Genomic DNA, 19733 nt, shown 5'->3' with positions numbered 1-19733 from the left:
CACACGATGGGAACGCTGCGAATGGGCGCGCTGACCCGGCGCGGGGTCGGTATGCGGGCGGCGGACCTGGAGTACGCGGTGCTCGACATGGAGACCACCGGGCTCGAACCGCGCGAGGGCGCGCGCATCGTGGAGATCGCGGTGGTGCGCATGCGCGGTGACGGCGAACCGGTGGCGGAGTTCAACACCTTGGTCGACCCGCGTGCACCGGTGAGGGGTCAGGAGTTCCATGGGATCGGCCGGAGCGACACCGTCGGCGCACCGACCATCGCCCAGGTGGTACCGAAGCTGACCGAGTTGCTCTCGGGGGCGGTCGTGGTCGGCCACAACCTCGACTTCGAGCAACGCTTCCTCGCCTCCGAACTGGTGCCCGCGGGCCTGCCCACGGGCCAGTCGGGACTGTGCACGCTGCGTGCGCTGCGCTCCCAGGTGGACCTGGACCGGTATTCGCTGCCCAAGGCGTCCTTCCGGCTCAGCGGGCACTGGCCGACCGGTCAGCACACCGCGCTGGGTGACGCCCGCACGTGTGCCAAGATCCTGGCGGAGATGCTCGCGAACGCGCCGGGGGAGCTGCGTTACAGGGGTCCCTCACCGAGGCACTTCACGGTGCCCGCAACGCCTGCGGGGGGCCTTCCGGGACAGGGCGAGGGGGCTCGCCCGGGCATGGGCGGGGCCGGCGCTCCGGTCCGGTGGAAGCCGCGCACGGAGTCGGTGCCCGGCGGGGTCCCCGCTCCGAGCGCCTGGCGGGTGAGCTGGAGACCGAACGAACTGGACCCGGCGCTGTGCGGCGGGGTCTTCGGAGCCACGGAGCGCGCGATCGCCGAGACGGCGGCGCGTCGCGGTGTCCGTTTCCGCGAACGCCTGGCCGTCGCCGCCGCCGTGACGGGCGGGATCGCGGCCACGGCGGCGGGCGGGCTGATGGTGCGACTGGCGGGCGGTCGCGGCGGGAGCTGACCGGCTCGGGCGGAGGTCCGTTCACGGTGTCCGAAGGCGTGGGCGCCGGGCAGTCCCGTCGGTGGCGGTGCGGTGCGCTTAAAGATCGGACAGTGCGAGGAAGAGGGCCACGATCAGGGCGCTGCCACCGAGAGCGGTGAGCAGGGCCTTTCCCCGTTCGGTGAGGCGGGCCGGGACCAGGCGCACGCGCGGAAGGACACCGGGAGGTCGCGCGGTGGACACGGATCCGGGGCGGTCGTCACCGGGGGACGGAGGGCGCTCGGGCACGGAGCCGGGCACCTTGTCGAAGAAGGCGATCGACACCAGCGCGGCGCCGAGGAGGATCAACATGAGGGACACGATGGAGAGGGCCTCACACTCGGTCGCAGGGGTGAGCTTCCGGCAAGGGTGAGCGGGTCCGCTCATTCTCACCGATGCGGCCGTACCGTCGCGACCTGATATCTCCCTGCCGGGGCCGTGTCGTGGACGCGGGCCCGCCCCTCACCCCATGTTCACGGGTTCCCCCTCGGGGTCGCGGGGGCGGCGTGCGGGCAGGAGGACGTCCACGGTCTCGGTGGCCACGCCCAGGGCGCGGAGCACGAAGCGGGTGACCAGCGCGTGGGTCTCCTCCAGGTCGACCTCGCCACTGACCAGGGGAAGGCGCTGGGAACCGACCATGGACAGGGCGAGCCGGGCCGTGGGCTCGGCCGGTAGGGGGTCGAACTCGCCCGCGAGGGCGCCCTCCTCCAGGATCTCGGTCAGCAGCCGCTGCATGGGTGCCACATGGGCGGCGAGCGCCTCGTAGGCCGCCGGGCCGAGGCTGGCCCCGAGTTCGGCGGCGGGAGGGTGCGGGTGCGCCACGATCCCCTCCAGTTGAAGCCGCAGGAACGCCGAGAGGCGCCGCGCGGCGGACACCCCCGAGGGCAGTTCACGCCGGTAGCGCTCGACGAACTCGTTGCTGACCTTCTCGGTGAAGGCCAGGAGCAGAGCGGGTTTGTCGGGGAAGTAGTTGTAGAGCGCGGTACGTGTGATCCCCGCGGAGCCGGCCACGTCGGTCATGGAGATGCGGTCGATCCCCTGTGTCCGGGTCAGTTCGCCGACGGCCTCCATGATGCGCTCCCGTGTACGGGCACGGTGGGCGGCGATGGTCGGCGCCGTGATCTTGGGCATTCTCCTATGGTGGCACGAGGTGGAAACGCTCCGGCATGGTCCGACGGACGTGCGCGCGCAAGGCGGGGCGCCGACGTCCCCATCGGGGTCCCCGCCTTCCACTGCTCAGGACTCGGACACGTACGACCGCCCCAGATCGGCGAGCACCTCGGTGTTGAGCCGGTAGGCCAGACGGGTCTCCGCCACCAGACGGTCGGCGGCGGTCGGATCCAGTCGTAGGGAGTCGAGTCTGTCCTTGTATCCGTTGCGGAAGCGCGGCAGGCTGCCCAACCCGTCGAAGACGTAGAAGGCGACCCCCGCCTCGTCGGTCAGCCCGTAGGTCCTGGCGGCCACACGACGGATGAACTGGCCACCGGAGACATCCCCCAGGTAACGCGTGTAGTGGTGGGCGACGAACCCCTCCGGGTGCTCGGCCATCTGCTCGATGCGGGCCACGTAGGTGCGGGTGGCGGGGGTGGGCGAGATCTTCTTGCGCCAGTCGGCGCCGAGCAGGTGCTCCAGGTCGCGGACCAGAGCGGGGACGCGTTCCAGTTCCGGGTAGTGGAATCTTCCGGCCACGGGGTCGTCCGCCAGGAGTCTGCCGGTCTCCTCCAGGGCCGTGTAGGCGAAGTAGTGCTGGGCGACCATCCCGACGTACCCGGCCAGGGGGAGGGTGCCGTTCAGGAGCAGGCGGGTGAATCCGTGGTCCTCGGCGGCCTGATGGTCGTTCCAGGTGGCGGCCTTGAGTCGCTCGGAGAACGGCTCGGAGGAGGGGGGAACGGTTTCTGGAGGAGCCTCGGCTTCTGCGCTCATGCGGGTGCTTTCCACCTTCCGCGCCGTATGTTTCATGACATCATGTCATTTAGATTGCCACGACTGTCAAGATGGATCTGACACATCGTCAGAAAAACTTCGGGCCCCGCCTCCTGGCGTGCTGGAAGGGGAAGGTCGTGCGTGAGGCGATCGATGGGCGCGACGGAGGGCCCCGGGCCCTCCGGGCGACTTCGCCCGACTTCCGGAAAGATGACGCTGAGGTTTCCGATAGGCTTCTTTTGTGTCTCGGTGTGCTTCCGATCCCTCCTCGCGCGCGCTCCCGCGGGCGCGGACCCTCGTACCGCTCTCGGTGTGGGGAACCCGTTCCTTCGCCCGCCCCCGGGAGGAAACAGGGCCTCGCTCGTGCGCGGCGGCCCCGCGGTTCCTCCCCGTGGCGTTGGATGTGTCTCGTCACGGTCGCTGGTCAACAGGTCGCCGGGGCGATTATCGTTTGGGTGTCGTGCAGTCCGAACCGCCGGAATGAGCCCCGGGCGTCCCCAGGGCGCGCGGCGTGGCAGAGTACCCCACGGACCGGCAGACCAAGGGCGATGAGTGGATACCAGGAGAACAGGGCACGATCCCGTGACGGTGGTCGGAGGGGAAGCGGCGCGGACCGCTTCCGCCAACGGCGACTCCCCGGGCACCAGAGCCTCCCTGGGAGACGACACCGCTGTGGACGAACGGGTGGAGGCAGCCGTCGAATCAGTTGACGTCCTGCTGATCGAAGACGACCCCGGCGACGCCTTCCTCGCCGAGGAGCTGCTGGACGAGACGCCCCTGACCACGCGGATCACCTGGGTCACCACCCTCGCCGAAGCGCGCGAGCACCTCGAGAGGTTCCGGGGCTGCGTGCTGCTCGACCTCAACCTCCCCGACGCCAGGGGACTGGATCTGCTGCGCGAGGTACTGGACAGCGCACCCGCCGCGGCCGTCGTCGTCTTCACCGGATTCGACGACGAGCACGAGGGTGTGGCCGCCGTCGCCGCGGGAGCCCAGGACTACCTCGTGAAGGGACAGGTCGACGGCTCCCTGCTGGGCCGCAGCCTGCGCTACGCCCTCGAACGGCGCCGCGCCGACGAGAACGCCCGCCAACTCCACGAGGCCCGCATGCGGGCCCGGGAGAACATGCGCCTGGAACGTGGACTGCTTCCCCAGGTCCTCCTCCAACGCTCCCCCCTGGAACACCGTGCCTACTACCGTCCCGGGCGCAAACGCGCCCTGGTCGGCGGGGACTTCTACGACGCCGTCGAGAAGGACGGCACCACCCATGTCCTGATCGGCGACGTCAGCGGGCACGGCCCCGACGAGGCGGCCCTCGGCGTCAGCCTGCGCATCGCCTGGCGCGCCCTCATCATGGGCGGTGTCCAGGAGGAACGGATCCTGCCCAACCTGGAGGCCATCCTGGTCAGCGAACGGGCCCAGGAGGAGATGTACGCGACATTGTGCATGGCCAGCCTGGACACCGGCGACGAACGGGTCAGGCTCCGCGTACTGGGGCACCCGCCTCCCCTGATCCTCAGCGACGGTTCGGCCGTCCAGACCCAGGTCACCCCCCAACCTCCCCTGGGCGTGTTCCCCGTCGAGCAGAGCGACACGGACGAGGTGACCCTGCCGAGGGGGAAGAGCATGCTCTTCTACACCGACGGACTCGTGGACGCCTATGACGGGGGCCCGCCCGGACGGCTGGAGGTCGAGGGCCTGCGCCGTATGGTCGCCGAGGTGCTGGACCAGGGAGTGTCCCTGCCCCAGTTGCCCGAACGGCTGGTGGACGAGGCCGAACGGAGCAACGGCGGACCGCTCCAGGACGATGTGGCGATGCTGCTCATCACCCATGGAGAACCGGGGTGAGACCCGCGGAGGAGGGAACGGCCATGGAGACCGAGAAGACCGGGCCGTCCCCGGACGCCGACGTGCGTGGCGGCACATCCGTCGGGGGCACGCACTTCGTCAACGGCACGGGCGGCGAACCCGAACGACCCGCCCCGGGGACGTGGAGCCTGAGGCGGCGTGTCACCAGCCTGCTCACCGTGGTCGCGGTCGTCCTGGTGGTGGCGGTCTCGGTCATCACCCTGGCCGCGTTGAACGCCCGAGAGTCCCTCTCCCTCCAGGTCGACTCGCTGACCCCCGCCGTGAACGCCGTCGAGCAGACCCGCTCGGGCTACCTCACCCAGGACCACGCCCTGCGCGGCTACATCCTCACCCAGGACCGTGAGTTCCTCCAGCCCTACGTCGAGAGCCAGATGTCCATGGCCGAGGGGCGGGCCACCCTGGCGGAACTCGCCGAGGACCACCCGGAGGTGGCGACCAACGTCGAGGACATGCTCACCGCGGGCCGGGTGTGGACCGAGGAGTTCGCCGAGCCCGCCCTGGAACAGGTCAGCAACGGGCAGGAGGTCTCCCAGGAGGACCTGCGGCGTGGACGGGCCCTGTTCCTGGAGCTCAGCAGGATCAGCGACGCCACCAGCCAGCAGTTGCAGGACGAGATCAACGACGCACGTGACGGCCTGGCCCTCGCCACCCAGCAGGTCGTGGCCCTGCTGGTACTGGTCGGCCTGGTCGTGGTGTTCCTGTCGGTGTTCCTGTGGGTCATGCTCCAGCAGTGGGTGTTGCGTCCCCTCGAAGAACTCGCCGGGCACATGCGGCAGGTCTCGGAGGGCTACTACGCGCACCGGATCTCCCTGCACGGTCCGCCGGAGATCGTCCGGCTCGGTCAGGACGTGGACGCCATGCGCGAACGCATCGTGCAGGACCTGGACGAGGTCGCCTCCGCACGGCGCAAGCTCCAGGAGCAGTCCACGCTCCTGGAGAAGCAGACCGAGGAACTGCGCCGGTCCAACCTGGAGTTGGAGCAGTTCGCCTACGTCGCCTCCCACGACCTCCAGGAGCCGCTGCGCAAGGTCGCGAGCTTCTGCCAGCTGCTTCAACGGCGTTACCACGGACAGCTCGACGAGCGTGCCGACTCCTACATCGACTTCGCCGTCGAGGGTGCCAAGCGCATGCAGACCCTCATCAACGACCTGCTGGCCTTCTCACGGGTCGGCCGTACCAAGAATTTCGCGCCGGTCCCCCTGGAGACGGCCCTGGACGACGCGATGAGCAGCCTGTCCACACGCCTGGAGGAGGCGGGCGCGGAGGTCACCTGGGAGCCGATGCCCACCGTCCAGGGCGATCGCACCCTGCTCACCCAGGTGTTCTTCAACCTCGTGGGCAACGCCGTGAAGTTCCGCGGAGAGGAGGACCCCCGCGTCCACATCAGTGTCGAACGGCGTGAGGACGAGTGGGTGTTCTGCTGTGAGGACAACGGGATCGGGATCGAACCGCAGTACGCGGAGCGCGTCTTCGTGATCTTCCAGCGGTTGCATACCAGGGACAAGTACACGGGGACCGGCATCGGCCTGGCGATGTGCAAGAAGATCGTCGAGTTCCACGGGGGTCGGATCTGGCTGGACACGGCCCCCACGACCCCTGAAGCGACCGAAACCTCACCCGAAAGCAAGTCCGGGCGGACCGGAACCCGCATATGCTGGTCCTTGCCGATCGACTCCGAGCAGGAGGAAGGAACGGTTCTCTCCGAGGGAACCGGGGAGGTCCCTTCCGGCGATAAGGAGATCGAGGGCACCGAGGACGCCGAGACCACCCCTGAGGATTCGGCTCCGACGGCCGAACGACGGCCCACGGGTACGGGCGACCCCAGGGAGGACGGCGCCGAACCGGCGGACAGACCGGGCGGCGCACGTTCCACCCCGCCCGGTACCGGTGGCGGTACGGCTCCCCCCGGTGACGGGGCGGAGCCCTGAGCAGGGGTTTGGAAGCTTGAGCGAGGTCATGTTGGTGCATCCCATAGAGGTGCTGTTGGTCGAGGACGATCCCGGTGACGTCCTGATGACCAAGGAGGCGTTCGAGGAACACAAGCTCGGCAACCGCCTGCACGTGGTCTCCGACGGCGTCGAGGCGCTCCGTTTCCTACGACGTGAGGGCGAGTTCGCCGACGCTCCCCGCCCCCACCTGATCCTGCTCGACCTCAATCTGCCCCGTAAGGACGGCCGTGAGGTCCTGGAGGAGGTCAAGAACGACGACGAACTCGCGCACATCCCCGTCGTGGTGCTGACCACCTCCGAGGCCGAGGAGGACGTACTGCGCAGTTACCGTCTGCACGCCAACGCCTACGTGCCCAAGCCGGTGGACTTCGAACAGTTCATCAAGGTGATCCGGCAGATCGACGACTTCTTCGTCACCGTGGTGCGGTTGCCCAAAGGGTGAGGGCGCCTCCGCCCCGCCCCTCCCGGCCGCCCGGACGAACGCGCGGAAGCAGAAGTGGTTGGTGATCGAGGTTTTTCGTTACGGTAAGAGGCATGAGCTTGCCGGAACCACGTGACCCCGCTGGTCCCTATCGCATCAGTATGGTGTGCCTGGGCAACATCTGTCGCTCGCCCATGGCCGAGAAGGTCCTCGTCTCCGACCTCGAACGGGCCGGCCTGAGCGACCTGGTGGAGGTGGACAGTTTCGGCACGGGCGACTGGCACGTGGGGGGCGGCATGGACCCGCGTGCGGCCTCCACCCTGCGCGTGCACGGTTACCTCACCCACCACACCGCCCGACAGTTCACCCATGAGGCCCTGGCCACCCGGGACCTCCTCCTGGCGATGGACCTGGACAACATGGACGTCCTGCGACGCGTCGTCGACCAGTACGGCCAGGAGTACGGGTTCGACATGTCCCGACTCCGACTGTTCCGCTCCTTCGCGCCCGGCACCGGTTCCCACCCGGAGGTCCCCGACCCCTACTACGGTGGCGACGACGGCTTCACCGCCGTGCTGAACATGGTGGAGGCCGCCTCCAAGGGGCTCATCGGCGAACTCGCCGCCCGGTTGAGGCGGTAGCACCGGGTGGAGGGGGAACCGATCGTGCGGGCCTTCGAGGGCGACGACGGCGGCGGTCCCCGGAAGGACCGCCGCCGGGATCCGGTCAGCGGCACCATGGCCGAACGGCTGAGCGTCCTCCTGGGCCGTGAGGTCCGACGCGCCGCACGTGCCGGAAGCAGCCACGACTGGGAGATCTCCTACGCCGAACTCGCCGACGGCACCCGTCTGTTCGTCAAGGCCCTGCCCCGACAGTCCCCGCCCAGTGGTGTGCTCACCTCCGAGGCGCGAGGGCTGGAGTGGCTGGGACGCGCCTTCGGCTCCCCCGTCATCGACGTCCTGGCCTGGGACGAACGCATCCTGGTCCTGCCCTGGCTGGAGGAGCGTGAGCCCACCGTCGCGGCGGCCGAGCGGCTCGGCCGCCGGCTCGCGGGACTGCACCTGACCGGCGCCGAGCACTTCGGCGCCGACTGGCCCGGGTACATCGGCCCGTTGCCCATGGACAACACCCCCTCATCCGAGTGGCCGCGCTTCTACGCGGAACAGCGGTTGCGCCCCTACCTGCGTCGGGCGGTGGACCGGGGCGCGCTCACCCCCTCCGACGCCCGTGTGGTGGAGAAGGTGGTCGACGCGGTGCCGGAACTGGCCGGGGAACCCGAGCCGCCCGCGCGCGTCCACGGTGACCTGTGGAACGGCAACGTGCTCTGGGCGGGGCGGGACGCGGTGCTCATCGACCCGGCCGCGCACGGCGGGCACAGGGAGGCCGATCTGGCCATGCTCGCCCTGTTCGGACTGCCCCACTTGGAGCGGGTCCGCGACGCCTACAACGAGGTGGCGCCGCTGGCCTCCGGTTGGCGTTCGAGAGTGGCCCTGCACCAGTTGCACCCGTTGCTGGTGCACGTGTGTCTGTTCGGCGCCGCCTACCGGACCACGACACTGGAGGCGGCGCGTACCGCCCTGCGCGGCGGTTGACCGACGCGCGGCGGCCCGGGCACCGTCGGCCGCGGTACCCGGGCGCGAGGCCTCTCAGCCCTTGACGCTTCCCGCCAGCAGACCGCGTACGAAGTAACGCTGTAGGAGGAAGAACACCGTCAGCGGTACCACCATCGAGACGAAGGCTCCCGCGGTGAGCCGGTGCCAGGCCTCGCCGCGGGTCCCGGCCAGCTCGGCCAGACGGACGGTCAGGGGCGCGGTGGCGGTGTCGCCTCCGGTGAAGATCAGCGCCACCAGCAGGTCGTTCCACACCCACAGGAACTGGAAGATGCCCAGGGACACCAGCGCGGGGGCGATCAAGGGCAGCACGATGCGGGAGAAGATCCTCCCATGGCCGGCGCCGTCCACCCGGGCCGCCTCGAACAGCGACCTCGGTAGTTGTGAGACGAAGTTGTGCAGGAGGAAGATGCCCAGCGGCAGCCCGAAGATGGTGTGCGCCACCCACACGTTGGTGAAGGCCATGGCGCCCGTCAGCTCCCACGCGGGCAGGACCTGCGTCCCGCCGATCGACACACCCTGGGAGAAGAACCGCAACAGCGGTACCAGCGACATCTGCAACGGAACGATCTGTAGGGCGAAGATCCCCAGGAAGAGCCAGTCCCGGCCGCGGAAGTCGATCCAGGCCAGGGCGTAGGCGGCCAGGGCGGCCACCCCCAGCACGAACACCGTGGAGGGCAACGTGATCACGAGGGAGTTGACGAAGTGGCTGGCCAGACGTCCGTCACTGGCGCTGCCGAACAGCACGTCCCGATAGTTGTCCAGGGTCACCTCGGGAGAGGCGAAGAACGTCCACCATCCGGTGGTGCGGATCTGGTCGGCGGGCCGGAAGGAGGAGACGAACAGTCCCGCCGTCGGCACCGTCCACAGCACGGCGATCACCAGGGCCGCGAGACCGGCCGCGGAACCGCTCAATCGGTGGCGTACCCGTCCGGCGGCGCTTCCTCCCCGTGGCCTGCGGGAGGGCCTGCCGGGGGTCTCGGCGACGACGGGGGCCGTCGGAGTGGTCGTCATACCAGCTCCCTTGCCTTGCGGTTGCGGCGGATCTGCACCACGACCAGGGGAATGACCAGGACGAACAGGAACACCGCCAGGGCCGACCCCTGACCGATCTGACCCTGTTGGAAGGCCTGGCTGTACATCTCGTTGGCGATCACACTGGTTCCGTAGTTGCCGCCGGTCATGGTGCGGACGATGTCGAAGACCTTCAGGGTCTGCACCGTGATGGTGATGAGCACCACCAGCAGGGTCGGCCACACGGAGGGCAGGGTGATCCGTGCGAACAGCTGCCAGGCGCCCGCGCCGTCGATACGGGCGGCCTCGATCGTCTCGGCGGGGATCGCCTTGATGGCCGCCGACAGCACGACCATCGCGAAACCGGCCTGGACCCAGATCAGCACCAGGATCAGCAGGAAGGTGTTGAGGGGTTGTTCGAGCAGCCACAGCCGTGGTTCCCCACCGAACCAGACCACGATCTGGTTGAACAGCCCGTACTGCTCCTGGTCGGCGGGCCGGTAGGCGAAGACGAAACGCCAGATGATGCCGGCGCCGACGAACGAGATCGCCATCGGCATGAACACCAGCGACTTGGCGACCGCCTCGAACCGGGACCGGTCGATGAGGACGGCGTAGAGGAGGCCGATGGCGGTGGCCAGTGCGGGGGCGAACACCACCCACAGCAGGGTGTTGCGCAGCACCAGCAGGATCTCGGGCCGCTGGAACATCCACAGATAGTTCGCCAGCCCCACGAACTCCTCACCCGAGCGGTCGTGGAAGGACAGCATGGTGGTGCGCAGCACCGGATAGACGAGTCCTCCGACCAGGAGGAGCAGGGCCGGTGCGAGGAAGAGGAACGCCTGCCATCGGTCACGCCGGGTGCGCGGTAGGTCGATCACCACGAGCATCAGGCCGATGACGCCCAAAAAGGCGGCGATCCCGATGAGCATCCATACGATCTTGGGAAGCTCGTACAGGAACGAGTACTCCATGAAGGCCCCTTGTCGGTCCGCAGGGGTGACGGGGCCCGGCCCGGAGCGGACCGGGCCCCGTGGGGGAAGTGGGGAGGGGGAGTCGGATCAGGGCCAGGCCGACTCGATGCTCTCCAGGACGTCCTCGGTGGAGCTGCCGGTGACCCAGTCGACCATGCCGTTCCAGAAGACGTTGGTCCCCACGGAGGAGGGCATCGCGTCACTGGCGTCGAAGTGGAAGACGGTGTCGGGGGCGAGCAGGACCTCCGCCGCGAACTGGGAGGCGGGATCCTCGATCACGGACGTGTCCATGTTCCTGTTGGCCGAGACCCAGGCGCCCTCGGAGGCGCGGCTGTCGGCGTACTCGGGGGTGGACAGGTACTCGTGCACCGCCGCGACCTCGGGGCGGTCGGCGAACGGGACGACGAACTCGCCGCCGCCCATGACCGGGACCTCGGCTCCGGCCTCCAACGGGGGCAGGACGAAACCGTAGACGTCGCCGTCCTCGGCCACCACGACGTCCTCCTCGAACTGGGCCGAGTAGAACGAGCCCATCAGGTACATCGCGCAGCCGCCGTCCAGCAGGGGCAGCCCGGCCTCCTGGAAGGAGGTGACGGCGATGCTGTCCACGCCGCCGAACGTGCCGTTGACGTAGTCGGGGTTGCGGACGATGCCGTCGGCCAGGTCGAAGGCCTCGGCGACCTGGGGGTCGTCGAAGGGGATGTCATGGGAGATCCACTGCTCGTAGGCCTCGGTGCCCGAGGTGCGCAACAGGGCGTTCTCGATCCAGTCCGTACCCGGCCAGCCGGTGGCGTCGCCGGACTCGAAGCCGACACACCACGGCTTGGTGCCGGAGTCGGCGATCTCGTCGCTGAGGGCCACCATGTCGTCCCAGGTCTCGGGGACCTCGTGGCCGTTGTCGGAGAAGAAGGTCGGTGAATACCACACCATCGACTTCATGTTGGCGCCGTAGGGGGAGCCGTACAGTTCTCCGTCGAAGGTGGCGTAGCCCTGCCAGTCCTCGCCCCAGCCCTGCTCGACGTTGGCCCGGACGCCGTCGGACACCGGCAGCGCGTAGCCGTCCTCCACGACCCGCTCCAGCAGACCGGGCTGCGGGATCAGCGCCAAGTCGGGGGCGTTGCCGCCCTCCAGGCGGATGGGCAGCTGTGCCTCGAACTCGCCGCTGCCCTCGTGCTTGATGTCGATGCCCGTGCACGCCTCGAAGTCGGCCCAGGAGCGGTCCATGCGCTCGGCCTCCTCGTCGCGGATGGACGAGTAGACGGCGACGGTGCCCTCGACGTCGCTCCACTGCTCGTAGGGGGTGCAGTCGACGTCGGAGGCGTCGCCTCCGCCACCGCCCCCACCCTCACCACTGAGGAAGGCGCATCCGGAGGTGACGAGGAGGAGGCTTCCGGCGGTCGCCATGACCGCCAGACCTCGGCGATGTGCCATGCGGTCTGGTTTCAACATGGGGCTTCTCTCTCGTGAGGGGACGGCGCCACGGAGGTCGGTGCGACCCCGGGCATGCCGAACTCGATGGAAGCCATTCCTGGTGAAAAAGTCTACTTTTTTTGCAGAAGTTTTCGTAACGAAGAGGAGTGTGCTGGTCGAAGGCGCGAAAAAAGTTTTCCGAAAGCGCTCCCGAGAGGGAGGAGACCTACGAGGGTCGTCCCTGTCGGCGGCTCGTCGCCGTGGTGCGGCCCGCGCCGAGGAGCGGAGAGGGCCGCGAAGGCGGCCGTGGTCACGTGACGGACGGTCCTCTTCCGCGCACGCCCTAGATTGGGGGCATGGCTGACGCACCGAGTACACCCGGCGACGGCGGCTCCGAGCTGCACGTCGCACTCATCGGCTACGGAAAGGGCGGCGAGGTCTTCCACGCGCCGCTGATCGACGCGGTCCCGGGACTGCGTCTGGCCGCGGTGGTCACGGGCAACCCCGACCGGCGCCGAGCCGCGGAGGAACGTTATCCCGGTGTCACCGTCTACCCGAACGCCGCCGCTCTGTGGGAGGACGCCCACCGCTACGAGATCGCGGTCATCGCCACCCCCAACGACACGCACGCGCCCCTGGCCAAGGTCGCGTTGGAGGCGGGCATGGCGGTGGTGGTGGACAAACCGTTCGCCCTGAGCTCGGTCCAGGCGCGTGAGTTGACCGACCTGGCGGCCGAACTGGGCCGGGTGCTCACCGTCTACCAGAACCGCCGCTGGGACGCGGACTTCCTCACCCTGTGGAAGCTGATCGAGGAGGGCGCGCTGGGGCAGGTGCACCGGTTCGAGTCCCGTTTCGAACGTTGGCGTCCAAGGCCCAAGCCGACCTGGCGCGAGAGCGGAGGCGTCGAGGCCGGGGCCGGCCTGCTCTACGACCTGGGTCCGCACCTGATCGACCAGGCGGTCAACCTGCTGGGCCCGGTCGCCTCCGTCTACGCCGAGATCGACGTACTACGTGAGGGGGTCAGCGCGGACGACGACGTGTTCCTCGCCCTCGACCACGCGCGGGGGACCCGTTCCCACCTGTGGATGAGCGCGCTCTCGGCTCAGAACGGCCCACGTTTTCGGGTGCTGGGCGACAAGGGGGCGTTCGTCAGCCACGGGATGGACGGGCAGGAGGCCCGACTGGCCGCGGGAGAGCAGCCGAAGACCCCCGACTGGGGGGTGGTCCCCGAACAGGACTGGGGCGTGCTCGGCGTGGACGGCGACACCCGCCGGGTACCCAGTGAGCGCGGTGCCTACCAGGAGTTCTACGCGGGTGTACGCGACGCGGTCGGCGAGGGCGAACCGCTGCCGGTGGACCCCCACGAGGTGATCCACGGGCTGGAGGTCATCGAGGCCGCCCGACGCAGTGCCAGGACGGGCTCCGTGGTCACCCTGTGAGCCGCTTCCAGTCGGGCGATCCTCGACGTACGGACCGGGGCCTATGTTGGAGGCGGGGCACTCCCCGGGCCCGGTGCCCGACTTCGGTGGAGGGCCCCACGCCGACGAACACCGAAGGAGACGTGCAGTGGCCCAGGTCCTCGTGGTCGCCGATGACCTCACCGGTGCCAACGCCACCGGTGCCAGGTTCGCCCGTACCGGGATGCGCGTGGCCACGGTGACCCCGGAGCACGTGAGCCGAGTGGTGGGCGACTACGACGTGGTCGTGGCCAACCTGGACAGCCGTCATGTACCCCCCGAACAGGCCGCGGATCTGGTCACCGACGTGGTCGAGGCCGTGTGGCCGGTGGGGTTGGTGGTCAAACGCACCGACTCCACGCTGCGCGGCAACATCGGTGCCGAGCTGGAGGCCGCCTACGACGCCGTACGCGAGCGGGTCCCGGTCGGGACCCGCGTGCGGGTGCTGTTCGTTCCGGCCTTCCCGGGGTCGGGACGTGTCACCGAGAACGGATCGCAGTTGCTCAACGGTCTGCCACTGGAGCGCACCGAGCTGGCACTGGACCCGTTGTGGCCGATGACCACCAGCGCCGTCGCCGACCTGCTCGCCGAGCAGACCGACCTGGCGGTGCGGCACGTGCCGGTGCGTCGGGTGACACAGGCGATGCTCACCGCCGACCTCCTCGCCGGTGACGAGCCCGTCGTCGTATGCGACGCGAGTACGGAGCAGCATCTGGCCGACATCGCCGAAGCCGCCGCTGCCGCGCACCATGACACGGGCGTCGTGTGGCTGGCGGCCGATCCCGGTCCCACGGGCGCACTGCTGGCCTACGCGCTGCGGCTACGCGGCCAGGCCGGTTCGCGTGGACCACTGCTGGGGGTGGTGGGCAGCACCACGGAACTGACCCGCCGCCAACTGGAGGCGGTGGCCCGAACCGGCGCGGTCCGGTTCCTGGACCTGGACGCGGTGGCCCTGAGCGAACCCGGAAACGGTCACGCCGACGAGGTCGCCGAGGAACTGGCCGACCAGCTGACCTCCTCGGGGTTCCCCGAACTGTGCGTACTACGGGTGGTGACCACGTCCGAGCGGGTGCGCGAGCTGCCCGCCCAGGCCCGGGCGGAACTTCCCGAGCGGATCGCTCGGCTGGTCGCGGACGTGGTCAACGGGGTCGCCGATACCACCGGTACCCACGCGCTGCCCAGCGGTCTGTACCTGACCGGCGGAGCCCTGGCCGCCAGCCTGCTGGCCGAACTGGACGTGCACGCCTTCGACGTGGGCGGCGAGATCGTGCCCCTGGCGGTGCACGGTCACCTGAGCGGCGGGCCGCTGGACGGAACCCCGGTCGTGGCCAAGGGCGGCCTGGTGGGGGACGACACCACCCTGGTCGACTGTCTGGCCAAGCTACGCCGGGCCGTGCAGACACGTCTGCGCCAGGTGCACTCGGAGGTCTCCGAGTACGTGGTGCCGACGCTGCTGCGCGACACCGTCTGACCCGGAGCCTCGTAAGGGGGAGTATCCCGACACCGGGCCTTCGCGTCCCCGCGAGGACCTGAGGGGTCGGACAGGAGATGATGGGCGAGGTGACAGCGGTCACACGGGAAGGTCGGGTGCTTCCACGGGTCCACGGGAGGACGTCCACGACCGCCTCCCACCGCGTCGCCGAGAACGTTCAGCACACGGCAGAGAGGTGACCCCGCCCATGACCGACACACCGTTCGACCCGCGCACGTTGCTCGCGGGAAGCCGACTCGGCGTCCTGGCGACGATCAAAGCGGACGGTCGGCCCCAGCTCTCCCCCGTCACACCCTTCTACGACCGGGAGGCCGAGCGCCTCCACATCTCGACGACCCAGGGCCGGGCCAAGACCGCGAACCTGCGCCGGGACCCGCGGGCCGCGCTGGAGGTCACCAGTCCCGACGGTCGCTCCTGGGCCACGGCCGAGGGCACCGTCACCCTCATCGGGCCCGGAACCGACCCCCACGGTCCCGAGGTGGAGGCCTTGGTGGACTACTACCGTCAGGCCGCCGGAGAACACCCCGACTGGGACGAGTACCGGGCGGCGATGGTCTCCGACCGCAGAGTGCTCGTGACCATGGCGGTCGAACACGTCTACGGTGCCAGGATGCGCTGACGTCTGAGTCGAAGGGGCCCGGCACCGCGAACGCCCCCGTTCCCTCGGATCGGGGCGTTCACGGAGCGGAGCCGGATCAGGCGGCCTCCGCGAGGCCTTCCAGGTGCTCGGCGGCGAGCCGGTTCAGCCGGTCGGCCAGGAGCTCCGGATACTCCAGCGGCCCCATGTGGCCGGCGTCGGGGACCTCCAGGACCTCCCGGCAGTCCCCGACCAGCGAGGCGATGTGGTGCGCGTGCCAGGGCGGGGTCAGTTTGTCCTCGACCCCCACCAGCACGACGGTGGGCGCCGTGATCCGACGCGTGGACCCCTCCAGGTCCAGCGTGCTCATCACGCGTCCCCACGACCCGCGGCACACGGGGTCACAGGCGTGCACCATCCTCATGCACAGCCGCACCATGCGAGGGTCCGCCTTCCTGCCCATCACCATGGACTTCAACGCGGCGGTGGTGAGGATGTTGCGGGGGCCCAACGGAAGGGGTGCCTTGAGGAACACGTGCGCGCCGAGCGTGCCCAGCGGGCCGGGCAGCGGGACGGCGGTCGACCGTTGGGGCAGTTGCGTGCACCCGGTGTTGGTGAGCAGGACCGCGGCGGCTCTGTCCTGGAACACCGGGTGGGCGCCGGCCGCCATGATGGTCATGCCGCCCATGCTGTGTCCGGCCACCACCGCCTTGTGTCCCTCGGGCACGGTCGCCTCCAGGACCGCGCACAGGTCCTCGGCCAGCTTCTCCGCGCCGTACCCCGCCCTGGTGACCGGTAGGGGGGTCCGGCCGTGGCCGCGTTGGTCGTAGAGCACCACCCGCAGCGAGGGGTCGAGCGCGCGGACCACCGGCCCCCAGGAGGCCGACGAGGTCGCCCAGCAGTGGGCGAGGACCACGGTCGGCCCGTCCTCGGGGCCGCGTACCTCGACGTGCAGCGTCGTGCCGTCGTCGGAGCGCACCTGGAGTTCACGGGCCTGGCCCACGTGCCGCATCGCCATCGGGGGAACACCTCTCACTCGGGATGTGCCGGGGGTATCGTCATGAGCCCCCCGGCCGGCACGTGTCCGAGGGGCCTGGTGGGGGACGCGGCTCAGTGGTCGGGCTCGCCGATGTCCACCAGGGGGACCGCGAAGGGGGGAGAGCCGGTCCCGCCGATCGGATGCCCACCCCACAGGTTGGGCTCCTCCAGGACCCCGGCGCTCTCGAATCCTCCGGGTGTACGCACCACCACGGTACGCACGCCCTCGCGGAAGGCCGCGCTCACCCTCGTGCTGGGGGAGAGCCGTCCACGCCACCGGTAGTCGCCGGTCAAGGGGGAGAAGTTCCCCGCCAGGTGGGCCCGTACCTCCACGTGCTCTCCGGAGCCCTCCTCGGAGTCGTCGCCGGGCAGCACGATCGTCACGAGGCCCTGGTACTCCTCCTCGCCGTCGTCGAACCCGCTCATCGCGCGCCTCCTCCCGTGACCGCCGGTACGCGGGTACGCGGACCGCGTCCGCGGGAGCGGTCCACGCGCAGGTCGTAGTTGTGGGGGTCGAACCACCGCGTGCGCAACGCGAAGCTCCACGTGAAGGTGGGCCACAGCGTGGTGTTGCGGCCGTTCTCGTTCAGGTACCAGCTGTCGCAGCCGCCGGTCACCCACACGGTGCCCTCCATGGCCTTGGCGATCCTCGCGTTGTAGGCCTCCTGGGCCTGGGGGCGCACCTCCAGACGATCGAGCCCGTTGCGGCACAGGTAGGTGAGAGCCTGCATGGTGTACCGGATCTGGGCCTCGATCATGAACACCTGGGAGGTGTGCCCCAACCCCGTGTTCGGCCCGGCCAACAGGAAGGCGTTGGGGAACCCGGCGACGGTGGTGCCCCGGAAGGCCCGCACGTCCTCGCCCCAGTGTTCGGCCAGTGACCTGCCCTCGGCGTCGAAGATCCGTCGGGCCACGGGAGGGTCGGTCACGTGGAAACCGGTGCCCAGGATGATCGTGTCCACCTCGTGCTCGGTCTCGCGGCCCGAGGGGTCGCGGGTGACGACGGCGTTCGGTCGGACCTCCACGATGCGGTCGGTGACCACGTCCACGTTGGGCCGGGCCAACGCCGGGTAGTAGTCGTTGGACATCAGGATGCGCTTGCAGCCCGCCCGGAAGCTCGGCGTGAGCTTGGCGCGCAGCTCGGGGTCCTTCACGCTCCGGTTGATGTTGGCCCGGCCGAGCCTCTCCACCACCGACAGCAGTCTCGGATTCTTGGCGAAACCGAGCACGTAGCTCTCCCGGCCCCAGTAGATGCTCTTACGGGCGACCTGCTGGGCCAGCGGGACGTTGCGGTACAGCCATCTCTCCACCCTGGTGATGTCGCGGTCGTGCCGGAACATCACCCATGGCGCGGTCCGCTGGAACAGCGTCAGTCTTCCCGCCTTGGGCTGGATCCGCGGTACGAACTGGATCGCGGAGGCGCCGGTGCCGATCACCGCGATCCGACGACCGGTCAGGTCGTGGTCGTGGTCCCAGGTCGCCGAGTGGAACATCGTCCCCTCGAAGGTCTCCAGGCCCTTGATGTCGGGGTAGGAGGGATCGGCGAGCGGACCGGCTCCGCTGACCAGGAACTGGGCGGTGAGGGTGCCCTTCTCGGTCGCGATCCGCCACCGGTTGTGCTCGGGCTCCCAGTGCGCGGAGGTCACCTCGTGGCCGTGGCGGACGTGCTTGTGCACGCCGTACTCCCCGGCGACCCGCTTCATGTAGTCGAAGATCTCCGGTTGGGGGGAGAAGGTGCGACTCCAGTCCGGGTTGAGCGCGAACGAGAACGAGTACAGGTGTGAGGGAACGTCGCAGGCGGCGCCGGGGTAGGAGTTGTCGCGCCAGGTGCCGCCGATGTCGTCGGCGCGTTCCAGGACCACGAAGTCCTGGAGGCCGGCCTGCTTGAGTCGGACGGCCATCCCGATCCCGGCGAAGCCGGAGCCGATGACGGCCACCCGGAAGTGCGGTGGTGCTTCGGTCACGTGCGGGATTCCCTTCGTGCGATCGGCTCGGGACACCCGGCCGGGGGCGTTGGGCCCGGGGACGTGGCGCGTTGCGTCCCCGGGGGTGTGACCACCGTCGGAGGGCGTGGCGCGTTGCGCCCTCCGACGGTGGAGTCCAAGGGTCAGCCGAGCAGCCCGGCCTTCTTCCAGAAGTAGCGGCCCAGGCCCGAGATGGCGCCGGCGGTGTCCAGGGTCCTGACGACCTTGCGGGCGGCCCAGGTCTTGGTGGCGATCCAGTGGGGGTTGCGCCGGGCGACCCGGGCCGCCTCCCGCGGATCGAGTCCGACCTGTGCGTACACCTTGGGGTTGATCAGGCGGGTGGCCGAATAGTAGGCGACCAGGCCCAGGATGACGCGGCTGTAGGCCCTGTTGAGCGGCCCACGCGTGGCCCAGTCCCGGTGGAACTCCTCGCGGGCGTAGCGCATGTGCCGCGCCTCCTCCACCACGTGGATCCGGGAGACGGCGCGCACCAGGGGGAGGACCTGCTCGTCGGGGACCGCCTCACGCTGGAACTGGTCGAGGACCTCCTCCACGAACAGGGCCCCGGCGAAGATCAGCGGGCCGTGCGCGATGGTCTTGAACAGGCGGCCGAGGTTGTGTGCGGCGGGGTCGAGCTTGTAGGCCTTCGAACCGAGTTTCTCCACCAGCTTGGCGAACATCACCGTGTGCCGGCACTCGTCGGCGATCTCGGTGTACGCGTACTGGACGTGCTTGGTGGTGGGGTCGTGGTCGTAGGCGTGCCGCACCAGCATCTGCATGAGGATGGTCTCGAACCAGATGCCGATGGTCGCGATGGAGGCGATCTCCAGGCGGGAGAGCTCCTTGCGCTGCTCGTCGGTGAGCCGCTCCCACAGGTAGGTGCCGTAGAGCGAGACGCGCTCGGGTCGGACCGCCCACATGTCCTTGTCGACGGGGGCGTCCCAGTCGATCTCGACGAGCGGGTCGAAGGAGGCCTTCGCCGAGCCGCGCAGCAGCCGCTTGGCGATCCCCTCGCGGTCGGTGGGCTTGGGCGGTGCGGTGGTGTCTGCGGTCAACTTTCTTC

General features: G+C 69.5%; 19 protein-coding genes. 9 read left to right on the top strand and 10 right to left on the bottom strand.

Annotated elements, in window-relative coordinates; genetic code table 11:
- Positions 1–6 precede the first annotated feature (6 nt).
- Positions 7–954, top strand: a complete 948-nt coding sequence (locus PFX91_RS12360; protein WP_285731649.1) for a 3'-5' exonuclease — start codon at positions 7–9, stop codon at positions 952–954.
- Between the two features lie 78 nt (positions 955–1032).
- On the opposite strand, the gene PFX91_RS12355 is transcribed toward PFX91_RS12360, so the two are convergent.
- The 3 genes from PFX91_RS12355 to PFX91_RS12345 form a co-directional block, all read right to left on the bottom strand.
- Positions 1033–1293: a hypothetical protein gene (locus PFX91_RS12355; protein WP_285731648.1), complete on the bottom strand. Its 261-nt coding sequence runs from the start codon at positions 1291–1293 to the stop codon at positions 1033–1035.
- A 141-nt stretch (positions 1294–1434) separates the two neighbouring features.
- Positions 1435–2103: a TetR/AcrR family transcriptional regulator gene (locus PFX91_RS12350; protein ID WP_285731647.1), complete on the bottom strand. Its 669-nt coding sequence runs from the start codon at positions 2101–2103 to the stop codon at positions 1435–1437.
- A gap of 105 nt (positions 2104–2208) precedes the next feature.
- Positions 2209–2895, bottom strand: coding sequence for a biliverdin-producing heme oxygenase (locus tag PFX91_RS12345; protein WP_285731646.1), 687 nt, complete (start codon positions 2893–2895; stop codon positions 2209–2211).
- A 582-nt stretch (positions 2896–3477) separates the two neighbouring features.
- On the opposite strand from PFX91_RS12345, the gene PFX91_RS12340 reads away from it, so the two are divergent.
- The 5 genes from PFX91_RS12340 to PFX91_RS12320 all read left to right on the top strand — a co-directional run bounded on the left by PFX91_RS12340 (position 3478) and on the right by PFX91_RS12320 (position 8726).
- The gene (locus PFX91_RS12340; protein ID WP_285731645.1) at positions 3478–4743 is read left to right on the top strand and encodes a PP2C family protein-serine/threonine phosphatase; all 1266 of its coding nucleotides are present in this window, start codon (positions 3478–3480) and stop codon (positions 4741–4743) included.
- A 23-nt stretch (positions 4744–4766) separates the two neighbouring features.
- The gene (locus PFX91_RS12335; protein WP_285731644.1) at positions 4767–6692 is read left to right on the top strand and encodes a sensor histidine kinase; all 1926 of its coding nucleotides are present in this window, start codon (positions 4767–4769) and stop codon (positions 6690–6692) included.
- A gap of 28 nt (positions 6693–6720) precedes the next feature.
- On the top strand, positions 6721–7155 hold the full coding sequence (locus PFX91_RS12330; protein ID WP_285731699.1) for a response regulator: 435 nt from the start codon (positions 6721–6723) through the stop codon (positions 7153–7155).
- Between the two features lie 92 nt (positions 7156–7247).
- Positions 7248–7775, top strand: a complete 528-nt coding sequence (locus PFX91_RS12325) for a low molecular weight protein-tyrosine-phosphatase (RefSeq protein WP_285731643.1) — start codon at positions 7248–7250, stop codon at positions 7773–7775.
- A 6-nt stretch (positions 7776–7781) separates the two neighbouring features.
- Entirely contained in the window at positions 7782–8726 is a 945-nt protein-coding gene (locus tag PFX91_RS12320; RefSeq protein ID WP_502888313.1) for a fructosamine kinase family protein, read from the top strand.
- Between the two features lie 54 nt (positions 8727–8780).
- On the opposite strand, the gene PFX91_RS12315 is transcribed toward PFX91_RS12320, so the two are convergent.
- From PFX91_RS12315 to PFX91_RS12305, 3 genes are all read right to left on the bottom strand, one after another.
- Complete coding sequence (locus PFX91_RS12315) at positions 8781–9758, bottom strand: carbohydrate ABC transporter permease (protein ID WP_285731641.1); 978 nt, start codon at positions 9756–9758, stop codon at positions 8781–8783.
- Positions 9755–10732: a carbohydrate ABC transporter permease gene (locus PFX91_RS12310; protein WP_285731640.1), complete on the bottom strand. Its 978-nt coding sequence runs from the start codon at positions 10730–10732 to the stop codon at positions 9755–9757. Before PFX91_RS12310 ends, PFX91_RS12315 begins: the two co-directional genes overlap by 4 nt.
- An 87-nt stretch (positions 10733–10819) precedes the next feature.
- Complete coding sequence (locus PFX91_RS12305; RefSeq protein WP_285731639.1) at positions 10820–12163, bottom strand: ABC transporter substrate-binding protein; 1344 nt, start codon at positions 12161–12163, stop codon at positions 10820–10822.
- 335 nt (positions 12164–12498) lie between these two features.
- Between PFX91_RS12305 and PFX91_RS12300 the strand changes: the two genes are divergently transcribed.
- From PFX91_RS12300 to PFX91_RS12290, 3 genes are all read left to right on the top strand, one after another.
- Positions 12499–13581 (top strand): Gfo/Idh/MocA family oxidoreductase, encoded by a 1083-nt coding sequence (locus PFX91_RS12300; RefSeq protein ID WP_285731638.1) that lies wholly within the window; start codon positions 12499–12501, stop codon positions 13579–13581.
- Positions 13582–13708: 127 nt separating this feature from the next.
- Complete coding sequence (locus PFX91_RS12295) at positions 13709–15070, top strand: four-carbon acid sugar kinase family protein (RefSeq protein ID WP_285731637.1); 1362 nt, start codon at positions 13709–13711, stop codon at positions 15068–15070.
- A gap of 208 nt (positions 15071–15278) precedes the next feature.
- The gene (locus PFX91_RS12290; RefSeq protein WP_285731636.1) at positions 15279–15710 is read left to right on the top strand and encodes a PPOX class F420-dependent oxidoreductase; all 432 of its coding nucleotides are present in this window, start codon (positions 15279–15281) and stop codon (positions 15708–15710) included.
- 76 nt (positions 15711–15786) lie between these two features.
- Here the strand turns inward: PFX91_RS12290 and PFX91_RS12285 are convergent, their stop codons facing one another.
- The 4 genes from PFX91_RS12285 to PFX91_RS12270 form a co-directional block, all read right to left on the bottom strand.
- Entirely contained in the window at positions 15787–16686 is a 900-nt protein-coding gene (locus PFX91_RS12285; protein WP_285731635.1) for an alpha/beta fold hydrolase, read from the bottom strand.
- Positions 16687–16778: 92 nt separating this feature from the next.
- Complete coding sequence (locus tag PFX91_RS12280) at positions 16779–17132, bottom strand: DUF4873 domain-containing protein (RefSeq protein WP_285731634.1); 354 nt, start codon at positions 17130–17132, stop codon at positions 16779–16781.
- Positions 17129–18670: a flavin-containing monooxygenase gene (locus PFX91_RS12275; protein ID WP_285731633.1), complete on the bottom strand. Its 1542-nt coding sequence runs from the start codon at positions 18668–18670 to the stop codon at positions 17129–17131. Before PFX91_RS12275 ends, PFX91_RS12280 begins: the two co-directional genes overlap by 4 nt.
- A gap of 143 nt (positions 18671–18813) precedes the next feature.
- Positions 18814–19725 (bottom strand): AurF N-oxygenase family protein, encoded by a 912-nt coding sequence (locus PFX91_RS12270; RefSeq protein WP_285731632.1) that lies wholly within the window; start codon positions 19723–19725, stop codon positions 18814–18816.
- Between the last annotated feature and the right edge of the window lie 8 nt (positions 19726–19733).

The organism is Nocardiopsis sp. ATB16-24, from assembly GCF_030271535.1.
GTDB lineage: Bacteria > Actinomycetota > Actinomycetes > Streptosporangiales > Streptosporangiaceae > Nocardiopsis.
Note: the sequence above shows the minus strand (reverse complement) of the source record. Positions and strands in the feature narration are given on the sequence as shown.